Annotated in this window: 13 protein-coding genes; 12 read left to right on the forward strand and 1 reads right to left on the reverse strand. The window is 68.3% G+C overall.

Going from position 1 to position 11,765, the window contains the following annotated elements:
• The first annotated feature begins 7 nt into the window (after positions 1–7).
• The 8 genes from TSO352_RS30355 to TSO352_RS30390 are packed head-to-tail and all read left to right on the forward strand — an operon-like array spanning position 8 to position 7,084.
• Positions 8–1,129 carry an FAD-dependent oxidoreductase gene (locus TSO352_RS30355; RefSeq protein ID WP_109111019.1) on the forward strand — a complete coding sequence of 374 codons (1,122 nt, stop codon included), beginning with the start codon at positions 8–10 and terminating at the stop codon, positions 1,127–1,129.
• The gene (locus TSO352_RS30360; RefSeq protein ID WP_109111020.1) at positions 1,110–1,409 is read left to right on the forward strand and encodes a (2Fe-2S)-binding protein; all 300 of its coding nucleotides are present in this window, start codon (positions 1,110–1,112) and stop codon (positions 1,407–1,409) included. The genes TSO352_RS30355 and TSO352_RS30360 overlap by 20 nt, the downstream gene beginning before the upstream one ends.
• On the forward strand, positions 1,406–2,827 hold the full coding sequence (locus TSO352_RS30365; protein WP_109111021.1) for an NAD(P)/FAD-dependent oxidoreductase: 1,422 nt from the start codon (positions 1,406–1,408) through the stop codon (positions 2,825–2,827). The genes TSO352_RS30360 and TSO352_RS30365 overlap by 4 nt, the downstream gene beginning before the upstream one ends.
• On the forward strand, positions 2,824–3,762 hold the full coding sequence (locus tag TSO352_RS30370; protein WP_109111022.1) for an ABC transporter permease: 939 nt from the start codon (positions 2,824–2,826) through the stop codon (positions 3,760–3,762). The genes TSO352_RS30365 and TSO352_RS30370 overlap by 4 nt, the downstream gene beginning before the upstream one ends.
• Positions 3,762–4,637, forward strand: a complete 876-nt coding sequence (locus TSO352_RS30375; RefSeq protein ID WP_109111023.1) for an ABC transporter permease — start codon at positions 3,762–3,764, stop codon at positions 4,635–4,637. Before TSO352_RS30370 ends, TSO352_RS30375 begins: the two co-directional genes overlap by 1 nt.
• A 5-nt stretch (positions 4,638–4,642) precedes the next feature.
• On the forward strand, positions 4,643–5,650 hold the full coding sequence (locus TSO352_RS30380; RefSeq protein ID WP_109111024.1) for an ABC transporter ATP-binding protein: 1,008 nt from the start codon (positions 4,643–4,645) through the stop codon (positions 5,648–5,650).
• Positions 5,647–6,639 (forward strand): oligopeptide/dipeptide ABC transporter ATP-binding protein, encoded by a 993-nt coding sequence (locus TSO352_RS30385; protein ID WP_109111025.1) that lies wholly within the window; start codon positions 5,647–5,649, stop codon positions 6,637–6,639. Before TSO352_RS30380 ends, TSO352_RS30385 begins: the two co-directional genes overlap by 4 nt.
• A 7-nt stretch (positions 6,640–6,646) precedes the next feature.
• Complete coding sequence (locus tag TSO352_RS30390) at positions 6,647–7,084, forward strand: HIT domain-containing protein (protein WP_109111026.1); 438 nt, start codon at positions 6,647–6,649, stop codon at positions 7,082–7,084.
• 117 nt (positions 7,085–7,201) lie between these two features.
• Here TSO352_RS30390 and TSO352_RS30395 read toward each other — a convergent pair whose 3' ends face one another.
• A complete protein-coding gene (locus tag TSO352_RS30395) occupies positions 7,202–8,122 on the reverse strand; it encodes a LysR family transcriptional regulator (protein ID WP_109111027.1) in 921 nt (306 codons plus the stop codon).
• A gap of 228 nt (positions 8,123–8,350) precedes the next feature.
• Here TSO352_RS30395 and TSO352_RS30400 point away from each other — a divergent pair, with 228 nt between their 5' ends.
• The 4 genes from TSO352_RS30400 (at position 8,351) to TSO352_RS30415 (ending at position 11,716) form a co-directional block, all read left to right on the forward strand.
• A complete protein-coding gene (locus TSO352_RS30400; RefSeq protein ID WP_109111028.1) occupies positions 8,351–8,647 on the forward strand; it encodes a (2Fe-2S)-binding protein in 297 nt (98 codons plus the stop codon).
• Positions 8,644–10,041: an NAD(P)/FAD-dependent oxidoreductase gene (locus tag TSO352_RS30405; RefSeq protein ID WP_109111029.1), complete on the forward strand. Its 1,398-nt coding sequence runs from the start codon at positions 8,644–8,646 to the stop codon at positions 10,039–10,041. Before TSO352_RS30400 ends, TSO352_RS30405 begins: the two co-directional genes overlap by 4 nt.
• Positions 10,038–11,171, forward strand: coding sequence for an FAD-binding oxidoreductase (locus tag TSO352_RS30410; RefSeq protein WP_247872549.1), 1,134 nt, complete (start codon positions 10,038–10,040; stop codon positions 11,169–11,171). The genes TSO352_RS30405 and TSO352_RS30410 overlap by 4 nt, the downstream gene beginning before the upstream one ends.
• A 197-nt stretch (positions 11,172–11,368) precedes the next feature.
• A complete protein-coding gene (locus TSO352_RS30415; RefSeq protein WP_109111031.1) occupies positions 11,369–11,716 on the forward strand; it encodes a hypothetical protein in 348 nt (115 codons plus the stop codon).
• Positions 11,717–11,765 lie beyond the last annotated feature (49 nt).

Consider the following 11,765-nt stretch of genomic DNA (forward strand, 5'->3'; position numbering starts at 1 on the left):
GGGCTCCATGGCTAGCGCCGACGTACTCGTTCTTGGCGGCGGCACGGTGGGCGCCGCCATCGCCTACGGCCTGGCCCGCCGGGGCGCCGCGGTGACGGTGCTTGATGGCGCCGACGACGACGCCCGGGCGGCTCGCGCCAATTTCGGACTGGTGTGGTCGCAGAGCAAAGGTGTCGGCGCGCCGTGGTACCAGCGCTGGACGCTGGACAGCCTCGAGCGCTGGCCCGGCTTCGCCGCCGAACTGGCCGAGCTTACCGGCATCGACCTGCATTACCGCCGCAACGGCGGCTTGACCTACTGCCTGGGCGATGCGGAGTTCGACGCGCGCCGCACCCAGATGGAGCGGCTGCGCATCCAGGGCGGGCTGCCGGAGGATCACGCCCGGATGCTCGACCGTGCGGAGCTGCAGTCCCTGCTCGGCCGGGTAAGGCTGGGCGACCGGGTGACCGGCGCCGGCCTCTGCCCGATCGACGGGCACGTCGATCCGCTCAGGCTTCTGAAGGCGCTGCATGCCGCTCTTCTGCGCAATGGCGGCACGGTGCAGGCCGCCACCCCGGCACGCACCATCCGGTTCAAGGGCGGCAGCTTCACCGTCGACACCCCGCGCGGCCGGTTCGAAGCCCCCCGATTGGTGATCGCCGCCGGCAATGGCGCCAGCGCGCTGGCCGAACAGGTCGGGCTTCACGTGCCGATCCAGCCGCAGCGCGGACAAATCCTGGTGACCGAGCGGCTGCAGCCGATGCTGCCGATGGCCGCCAGCGGCCTGAGACAGAGCGAGGAGGGAACCGTCCTGATCGGTGCCACCAAGGAGGACGCCGGTATGGATCGGGGCACCGTCCTGGCCCATGCCGCTCCCATGGCGGCGCGGGCCATCGCCACCATACCGGCTCTGCGCGAGGCACGGCTGGTGCGCAATTGGGCCGGACTGCGCATCCTGACGCCGGACGGCAATCCGGTCTATGCCGAATCCCCGCAGTTTCCCGGCGCCATGCTCGCCACCTGCCATTCCGGCGTGACGCTCGCCGCGGTCCATGCCTTCGACCTCGCGGAAGCATGGGCGCCCGGCCGCCTGCCCGACCGCTTCGCTCCCTTCCATCATAGGCGTTTCAATGTTCCGCAAGCTGCCTGACCCGCCCCGGCACGACCGGGTGACCGTCCATGTCGACGGCCATGCCGTAACCGTATCCGCCGGGGATACCGCGGCCGCCGCAGTGCTTGCCAGCGGGCTCCCCTACAGCCGGACCACGACGGTGTCCGGCTCGCCGCGTGCGCCCTATTGCATGATGGGCGTCTGCTTCGAGTGCCTGATGATCGTCGACGGCGATCCGTCACGCCAGGGCTGCCAGGTCATCGTACGGGACGGAATGCGCATCGAACGCCAGCTCGGCGGACGGGAGTTGCTGTCATGACCGATGTCTACGATCTCGTCATCATCGGCGGCGGTCCCGCCGGTCTCGCCGCGGCCGTGCAGGCGAGCGAACTCGACCTCCGCACCGTTTTGATCGACGAGCAGCCGGCCCCCGGCGGCCAGATTTACCGCTCGGTCGAGCGTGCCGAACGCGACGGGCTGGCGGCGCGCCTCGGCCCCAACTACCAGCGCGGCGCATCGCTGGCGGGTGCGTTCCGGGCCTGTGGCGCCGACTACGAGGCCGGCTGCCAGGTCTGGCAGGCGGAAGCCGCGCAGGGCGGCCCCGGGCAGCCCCCGCGGCAATGGACTGTCCACTTCACCCGCGACGGCCAGTCCCGATCCGTTCGGGGCCGCCACCTGCTGCTGGCCTCGGGTGCGCAGGAGCGGCCGGTGCCGATCCGCGGCTGGACGCTGCCCGGCGTGATGACCGTCGGCGCGGCGCAGCTGCTGCTGAAATCCAGCCGGATGCTGCCGGAAGAGCCGGTGTGGATCGCCGGCAGCGGTCCGCTGCCGCTGCTCTACGCCAGCCAGCTGCTGTCGCTCGGCGGCCGGCTGGCCGGCTACATCGACACCACGCCGCGCGGCCGCTGGCGGGCCGCCCTGCCGCACCTGCCCGGCGCACTGGCAAACGCGCCCTACCTCGCCAAGGGCATCATGCTGCGCTGGACGCTGTTGCGGTCGGGCGTCGAAATCCAGCATGCGGAGGAGATCGAGGCCCGCGGCACCGGCCGGCTGGAGGCCGTGCGCTTCCGCACCGCACGCGGCATCCGCGAGGAACCGGCCCGCGTGCTGCTACTGCACGAGGGGGTGATCCCCAACGCCCATGCGGCAATGGCGCTCGGCTGCGCCCAGCGATGGGACGAGGGGCAGCAGGCCTTCCGGCCCGAGACCGACGAATGGGCCGCCAGCAGCGTCGACGGGCTGTCGGTGGCGGGCGACGCTGCCGGCATCGGCGGGGCGCGGGTGGCGGAGGTTGGCGGCCGGATCGCCGCGCTGGGCGCCGCCCATCGGCTCGGCCGCATCGGGGAGGCCAGCCGCGACGCGCTGTCCATGCCGCTCCGGCGGGAACGCGGGCGCCATGCCCGCATCCGCCCGTTCCTTGACGCGCTGTTCCGTCCGAACCGCTCCGTCCTGGTCCCTCCGGACGACGTGCTCGCCTGCCGCTGCGAGGAGGTGACGGTGGGCGGCATCCGTCAGGCGGTGTCGCTCGGCGCCGTCGGGCCCAACCAGGTGAAGAGCTACACACGGTGCGGAATGGGGCCTTGCCAGGGACGGCAATGCGCGCCGACGCTGGCACAGGTGATCGCGGACAGCACCGGCCAGCCGGTCGCCGATGTCGGCTATCCGCGCATCCGCCCGCCGCTGAAGCCCATCACGCTCGGCGAACTCGCCACCCTGGCCGGAGAGGGGGCCGCATGATCCGTTTCGTTATCCGCCGCGTCCTGCTGGCGCTTCCAACCCTTCTGGCCATGCTGACCGTGGTGTTCCTGCTGGCCCGCGTGGTCCCGGGCGACCCGGCCCAGGTCGTGCTGGGCGATCAGGCGACACCGGAAGCGCTGGCCGCCCTGCGCGATCGCCTCGGCCTCGACCGGCCGCTGTCGGCACAGTACATTGACTTCCTCGGCGGCGTTCTCCAGGGCGATTTTGGCACGTCGCTGACCACCGGGCGCAGCGTGGTGACCGAGGTCGCCGCCGTGCTGCCCTACACCATCGACCTGACGCTCAGCGCGTTGTTCGTCGGCGTGCTGTTCGGGATGCCGCTCGGCATCCTGGCGGCGGTGCGGCGCAACGCGTGGCCCGACTACGCCACACGGGTGCTGTCGCTGGTCGGCCTCTCCTTTCCGGCCTTCGTCTCCGGCATCCTGATGCTGCTGGCCTTCGCCATCCAGCTCCAGTGGTTCCCGGTGATCGGCGCCGCCGCCCTGGACGATCCGGCCGGCCGGATCCATGCGCTGGTTCTGCCGGCGCTCAACCTTGGCCTCATCATGACCGCCTACGTCACGCGGGTCACCCGCTCCTCCATGCTCGGCGTGCTGAACGCCGACTTCATGCGCACCGCGCGGGCCAAGGGGGTATCGCGCCGCGCGCTTGTCTGGCGCCACGCGCTGCCCAACGCGCTGATCCCGGTGGTGACGGTGGTCGGGCTCTATCTCGGCACGCTGATCGGCAACTCGGTCCTGACCGAGATCGTCTTCAGCCGGCCGGGCCTCGGCAAGCTCATCCTCAACGCCATCAGCATGCGCGACTACACACTGCTCCAGGGGATCATGGTGATCTTCGCGGCCTGCGTGATCGTCGCGAACACGCTCACCGACCTTGTCTACGGACTGATCGATCCCCGGGTGAAATACTGATGACCGCTCAGCTCGAAGCTCCCTCCTCCGCCGGGCCCCGCCCCTCCGCGCTGGCGCAGGCATTCCGCAGCAACCAGACGACCTGGATCGGCGCGATCCTGCTGGCCGCGGTGGTGCTGGCCGCGGTGCTGGCGCCCCTCCTCGCCCCCCACGACCCGCTTCAGCAGGACATCCTCGTCCGGCTGGAGGCTCCGTCGGCCGAACATCTGCTGGGCACCGACGCCTACGGGCGCGACGTGCTGTCCCGCCTGATGTACGGCGCGCGGATTTCGCTGCTGGTCGGCTTCGCCTCCGTCATCGCGGCGGTCACGCTCGGCGGTGCGCTCGGCATCATCGCCGGCTATATGGGCGGCGTGATCGACCAGCTCATCATGGGCGTGATGGACGTGCTGTTGTCCTTCCCCACCCTGCTGCTCGGCCTGATGGTGGTGGCGGTGCTGGGCGCCAGCCTGGAGAACCTGATCGTCGCCATCGCGGTGACCGAGATGGCGCCCTTCGCCCGCATTGCCCGCGCCCCTACCCTGGTCCTGCGCGAGCAGGGCTTCGTCGAGGCCGGGCGGGCGCTGGGCTTCCACCCCGTGCGGATCATGGCGGTACACATCCTGCCCAATCTGGTCGCCGAACTGGCGGTGATGGCCTCGCTCTGGCTCGCCACGGCGATCCGCACGGAGGCGTCGCTGAGCTTCATCGGTCTCGGCGTCAAGCCGCCGACCGCCACCTGGGGCGGCATGATCCGCGAGGGGTTCGAGAACATCCTGGATGCCCCCTGGCTGGCGCTGTTCCCCAGCCTTGCGGTGCTGATCACCGTGCTGGCGCTCAATCTGCTGGGCGATGGCCTGCGCGACGCCATCGATCCCAAGCTGCGCCGGGAGTAAGCGACATGACACAAGTTCCACCCAGTCCCTCCCACGGTCCCGTGCTCGCGATCCGCGGCCTCCGAACCGAATTCCGTTCGGGCCGCAACTGGTATCCGGCGGTGCGCGGCCTCGACCTGACGCTGAACCGCAACGAGACGCTGGCGGTGGTCGGCGAATCCGGCAGCGGAAAGAGCGTCACCGCGCTGTCCATCCTGCGCCTGCTGCCCGAGGGCGGAGCGCGCATCGCGGCCGGCAACATCGAGCTGGACGGCAAGGATCTGCTGACGCTGTCCGAGCGGGACATGGATCGGGTGCGCGGCGACCGCATCGGCATGGTCTTCCAGGAGCCGATGACCGCGCTGAACCCGACCATGCGTATCGGCGACCAGGTCGAGGAGGCGCTGCGCATCCACCGCGGCCTGGACCGTGCGGCGGCCCGCCGCGAGGCATTGGCCCTGCTGGAGGAGGTCAAGCTGCCCTCGGCCGCCCAGCGCATGCACGAGTATCCGCACCAGTTCAGTGGCGGCATGCGCCAGCGCGTCGTCATCGCCATGGCGCTGGCCTGCCGGCCGCAGGTCCTGCTGGCCGACGAGCCGACCACCGCGCTGGACGTCACGATCCAGGCCCAGGTGCTGAGCCTGCTGGACGAGCTGAAGCGCACGTACGGCATGTCGATGATGATCATCACCCACAATCTGGGGGTGGTGGCGCTGATCGCCGACCGCGTCGCCGTCATGTATGCCGGGCAGGTGGTGGAGGAAGCGCCGGTGCGCAGCCTGTTCGCCATGCCCCGCCATCCCTACACCGAGGCGTTGCTCCGCGCCACGCCCCGCGTGGATGAGGATGCCGGAACCCTGGCTCCAATCCCGGGACAGGTGCCCTCAATCCGTGCCATGCCGCCGGGCTGCGCCTATGCGCCGCGCTGCCCGCTGCGCCGGCCGCCCTGCGAGACGGAGGTCCCGCCGCTGCAGGCGGATGGCGACCGGCTGCTGCGCTGCTGGGTCCGCAACAACGAAAGGATCGCCGCATGAGCGCCCCGACGGTTCAAGACGCTGGGGGCCACGACGGCCTCGAGGTGCTCAACCTCCGCAAGGAATACCGCTCCACCGGACTGTTCGGCCGGACCAGACGAACGGTGCGCGCGGTCGACGGCGTCGATTTCCATGTGCCGCCCGGCGGTTCTCTGGGCCTGGTCGGCGAGTCCGGGTGCGGCAAGTCGACCGCCGCCCGCTGTATCCTGCGCCTTGCCGAGGCCGATTCCGGATCCATCCGATACGAGGGGCTGGATGTCCGGGCCGCCCGCGGCCCCGCGCTCCGGATGCTGCGCCGTCGCGTGCAGATGGTGTTCCAGGACCCCTACTCCACGCTCAATCCCAAGCGCACCATCGGCCAGACCCTGGAGGAGCCGCTGCATGTCCACGGCATCGCCAGCGGACGGGCCGCACGGGAGGCGGCACGGGCCCTTCTCGGCGAGGTCGGGCTCGGCACCGACGCGATGGAACGCTTACCGTCCGAGTTCAGCGGCGGCCAGCGCCAGCGCATCGGCATCGCCCGCGCCCTGATCCTCGGACCCAGCCTGCTGATCGCGGACGAACCGGTCTCGGCGCTGGATGTCTCGGTCCAGGCGCAGATCCTGCGGCTGCTCGACGAACTGCGGGAGCGGCGGGGCCTCAGCTTCCTGTTCGTGTCTCACGACCTCGGCGTGGTCCGGCATATCTGCGATGCGGTCGCGGTGATGTATCTCGGTGGCATCGTCGAGCGCGGGCCGGTGCGCGAGGTCTTCGATGCGCCGCTGCACCCCTACACCAAGATCCTGCGGGCGGCGTCCCCGGTGCCCGACCCGGCGGCACGCGTCACCATGATGCGGATCGAGGGGGAAATCCCCTCCGCCGCCGCCCCGCCGCCGGGCTGCGCCTTCCACGCCCGCTGTCCGGCGGCTTTCGCCCGATGCAGCCAGGAGCGCCCGCTCCTTCGCGAGGTCGTCCCCGGCCGCGCCGTTGCCTGCCACCTTTTTCCGTGAGACCCCGATGAGCTTCGAACTGCATCCCCGCCTCGCCCCGGTCACCACCCCGCTCGGCGATTTCCCGCTCTGCCGGGTTGTCCTGTTCGAGGAGCGCCGCATGCCCTGGCTGATGCTGGTGCCGCGCCGGCCCGAAGCCGGCGCCCTGATCGACCTGTCGCCTGAGGAGCGCGCCCAGCTGATGGAGGAGCTGGCCCACTGCGGACAGGTTCTGCACCGGCTCTACCAACCGGTACGGTTGAACATAGCCGACATCGGCAACCTGTGCCCGCAATTGCATGTCCATCTGGTCGCACGCTTCACCGACGATCCGTTTTGGCCGAAGGTGGCCTGGAGCCAGATGCCTTATGAACCTTACGAAGCCAGTGAGCGTACTGAACGGCTGGAACAGCTGGTCGATGCTCTGAAGGCGACGCCAAACTTCCTGCCGCTTTGGCGAGGGTGACAAGTGGGAGGCTTGCAGGGCTGTCGAACTCACAGTCACGCCGACGGCGCTCGCCCATCATGTCGCAACAGCCACCCCGTGATGCTGCATGCCGCGACGCCTGCGCGGACGGCGGCCTCAGCTCCAGCTTCCCTTGAGCTCATCGATCAGGCGCATCGCCACAGCCTTGGTTTCCTTGGCGAACTCGGAGACGAGATGGGTGTTGCGTGCGTCCTGGGCGATGCACAGCAGGAAGTCCAAGGGGATTTCGGGTTCGAACGGACGGGTGACGATCTGCTTTTCCATGCCTGCGATGAACAGCGGATGGACAAGCGAAACGCCCAACCCGCCGGCGACGAACTGACTGACTGTCGTGTTGGCATCCGCCGTCAGCACGACATTGGATCTGATCCGGTACCTCTCGAACATGCCTGCCACCTTCTGCCCGGTGTAGGTTTCCGGGGCGAACGAGACGAACGGCACATCGTTGAGGTGGTCGGGACAGATGACCTTGTGCCGGGCCAGCGGGTGGCCGGTCGGCATGATGCAGAGCAGCGGATGCTCCAGCAGCGGCTCGGTCACGATGAATGGATTGTCGATCCGGGCGGTGACCAACCCGATGTCGAGCTTGCGGCTCAGGACATACTCCGCAATCCATTGCGAACTGGGTGATTTGATCTGGCAATAGACGTTCGGATTGCGCTTCAGAAAGCTCATCGTGGTGCGCTGGATGAAGGCTCCGGACAATGCCGGAATGACGCCGATCACAAGCCGCCCTTGGTCTTCGCGCCGGATCGTGTCGATCGCGTTCTCCAGCTGGCTCACACCCATGAAGATGCGGATGACCTCCTCATGCAGGCGCAGTGCCTGCGCGGTCGGCGCCAGACGTCCCTTGTGGCGGTCGAACAGCTTCAGGCCGGTGTCACTCTCGAGGTTCATCAGCAGCTTGCTGGCGGCCGGCTGCGATATCTTCAGCGCGTCCGCGGCACGGCTGACCGTTCCATGTTCGATCAGTGCCTTGAAGATCTCGATCTGGCGGAGGTTGATGGCGCGGCGCATGTCATAACCTCAGGAATATGGCACGTCGATTTCTGTATTGGACAAGATAGCATCCTTGCATATAGGGTCGTCAACGGAAACAGAGATAATGCACACATAATTCTCTTTATTGCTTGCGGTTATTTCGAGAAATCATTTAGAAATGATTCTCTTGCCGCAAGAAGAAACCTGAAATCAGAAAAAATATCCGCCAGAGAGCCTCCATGTCTATTTGCCATGAGTGGATCAATGTTTGAAAAGCTGCGCAACCCGGAAGGGCGGCCCATCACGGTCTTCGTCGACGGCACTCCGGTCATGGCCGAAGCGAACGAGAGCGCGGCAGCGGTTCTGCTGCGGCAGGGTCCTGTGTGGGCACGCACGACGCCGGTGTCGGGAGCTCGCCGGGCTCCTTATTGCATGATGGGCGTGTGCTACGACTGCCTCGCCACCGTCGATGGCGTTCCATCGGTTCAGACCTGTCTGACGCCGGTCCGGGAGGGAATGCGGATCGACCGCCAGCTCGGTCGGCGGAGCGTCGCGTCATGAGCCGGCGGGTCGATCTCCTGATCGTGGGCGCCGGTCCCGCAGGGCTGTCGGCTGCCGTTATGGCGCGCCGGCATGGTCTCGACGTGCTGGTGGTCGACGAGCAGCCGGCGCCCGGCGGCCAGATTTGGCGGAACATCGAGGCGGTTTCCGGCACGCCGCGCGCCGCCATCCTGGGAAAGGCCTATGGCGACGGCATCGACGTGGTGCGCCGGTTCCGCACCAGCGGTGCCCGGTACGAACCGGGAACCAGGGTCTGGCAGGTGGAACCCGGACCGCGGGCCTACATGACACGCAACGGCACCGCATCCTGCATCGAGGCGGGTTGCCTGCTGCTCGCCACCGGCGCCCAGGAACGCCCCGCGCCATTTCCCGGCTGGACGCTGCCCGGTGTCATGACGGTCGGCGCGGCGCAGATCGCCCTTAAGTCATCCGGCCAAATCCCGTCCGGTCCGGTGTGGATCGCCGGCTGTGGGCCGTTGCCGCTGCTCTATGCGGCACAGCTTCTGAAGGCGGGCGGGCGGATCGCCGGATTTCTCGACACGACACCTCCCGGCCGGATGACCGCGGCCTTGCCAAAACTCTCCGCCGCCGCCTTTGCCGTGCCGTTCGATCTGTTGAAGGGGATGGGATGGCTCGCGGCCGTGCGGCGGCGTGTCCCGTACGTCCCCAGGGTCACTGAGATCGAGGCGATCGGCGGCGATGCGGTCGAGCGGCTCCGCTACGTGACCGCCGACGGTCGTTCCGCGACCGTGGCGGCGCATCTGCTCCTCGTGCACGAAGGCCTCGTTCCGACGATCCATCCGACCTTGGCGCTCGATTGTCTCCATGTCTGGAACCCCGACCAGGACTGCTTCATGCCTCAACTCGACGGCTGGGGGGAGACATCGGAACCGGGAGTCTTCGTGGCTGGCGACGGCGCCGGGATCGGCGGCGCCGCCGCGGCGTGCCTGCGCGGCGAGATCGCGGCGCTGCGGATCGCCGCCAGAACCGGTCGGCTTTCCGACGCCGGGGCCGCGGCGGTGGCGGAACCGATCCGGACGCGGCTGCGACGGGCCCTGGCAATCAGGCCTTTCCTCGATCGCCTCTTCCGTCCGCGGGCGGACCTGTTCGTCCCTGTAGACAGGACGATCGCCTGCCGCTGCGAAGAGGTCAACGTCGCATCGATCCGGGCACAGGCGGCGGCAGGGCGTCCAGGTCCGAACCAGGTCAAGGCTTTCACCCGGGCCGGAATGGGGCCGTGCCAAGGCCGGCAATGCAACTACACGGTCGCCCATGTGCTTGCCGCCACCGAGGGCCGGACCGTGCCGGATGTCGGTCTCTACCGGGTGCGCCCACCGTGGAAGCCGGTCACCCTGAGCGAACTCGCGGCACTCGACACGACGGATATGGCATGATGAGCGCGGAGCCAATCGATACCATCGTCATCGGCGGTGGCCTGCACGGTCTGTCGGCGGCGCTTCATCTGGCCCGTGCCGGCCGTCGCGTCGTGGTCCTGGAACGGTCCTGGGTCGGCCGCCACGCATCTGGCGCATCGGCGGCGGGGGTCCGCACGCTCAACCGCCATCCGGCCGAGATCCCGATCTCGCTGGAAGCCATGGATATGTGGAGCAATATCGAAGCGATCGTCGGCGACCATTGCGGTTTCCACGCCAACGGCCAAATCCTGGTGGCCGAGCACCCCCGGCATGTGCCGGTCCTGGAGCAGCGGCTCGCTTCGACGCAGGCCGCCGGGTACCGGCATGAGGAGCTGATCGACCGGGCGGAGCTGCTTCGGCTGGTTCCTGCGATCTCACCCCATTGCACGGCGGCGCTGGTCGCTCGACAGGATGGGGCCGCCGACCCGCATCGCACCCTGCAGGCCTTCCGCCGCAGTGCCGAGGCGGCCGGCGTCGTGATCAACGAAGGGTTCGGCGTCACGGCGGTCGAGCGCTGCGGCAGCGACTGGCGGGTCAGCACCGGGCAGCGGGATTTCGTGGCGCCGACCATCGTCAATGCGGCCGGGGCCTGGGCAGGAAGAATCGCTGCAATGATCGGCGATGACATTCCGCTCGGACACAAGGCGTCGATGATGATCGTCACGGAGCGGGTGGCGCCGCTGCTGAAGCCGGTGACCAGCGTCGTCGGCCGGCCGCTCTCCTTCAAGCAGTCGGACCAGGGAACGCTGGTGATCGGAGGAGGATTGCAGGGGCGCGCCGATATCGACAGGCAGAAGAGCTTCGTGAACTTCGCCGAACTCGCCAAGGCTGCGCGGGCGGCAACCGATCTGTTCCCTTCTGTCGGGACGGTGCGGATCGTTCGGACCTGGACCGGCATGGAGGCGAAGACCGACGATTATCTACCCATCGTCGGTGCCTCGCCAGTCGCGAGCGGTGTCTTCCACGCCTTCGGCTTCTCCGGTCATGGTTTCCAACTTGTCCCGGTGGTCGGCGCCATCCTGGCCGACCTGATCGTTCATGGCGCAACCACGCGTTCAATCGAACGGCTGTCGGCGGATCGGTTCCTGAGAAGACGGGCGGCGGAATGATACGTCGGTTCCGTCAGGTTGATCTTGCCCTGGTTCGGTGGACACGGGTTTATGCGGATCGTAGCATGCGGATCGTAGCTCGGCCTGTTCGGGCGTGATGTAGCCGATGTGGTGTCCACCCAACCGCGGCAAGATCATCGTCGGCCTCCTGCTCCAACTAGGGCAGCGTCCGGCGGAGCGTGCTGGAGAAGTTGGTGATGGACGCTCTGCGTGACCCGCTGATGCAAGACGACATGGGGACGACCTTCATCGCTGCCTTCCGGGAGGCGGTTCGGACGGATGGGCAGGAACAGAACGCTGAACAGCGGCGGATGGAAGCCGAACTGAGAAAGGTACGCGAGGATCTCGATGCGCTCGACGCGGCCGCGGGGCGGGGCCGGCTGACCGATCGACTGCACCGGTTGATGGTCGAGTTGGAGGGCGACTTGGTGGAGTTGCTCAGCCTCGGGCTGAGCCCACACGCACCGAAGGCCGGCGCTACGGGAGCGGCCGGCCTTCGGGAACGGGTGCGTTCGGTAATGGTTGGTTGCGGGGGCAGGATTTGAACCTGCGGCCTTCAGGTTATGAGCCTGACGAGCTACCGGGCTGCTCCAC

It is taken from the genome of Azospirillum sp. TSO35-2, assembly GCF_003116095.1.
In the GTDB taxonomy this organism is placed as follows: Bacteria; Pseudomonadota; Alphaproteobacteria; order Azospirillales; family Azospirillaceae; genus Azospirillum.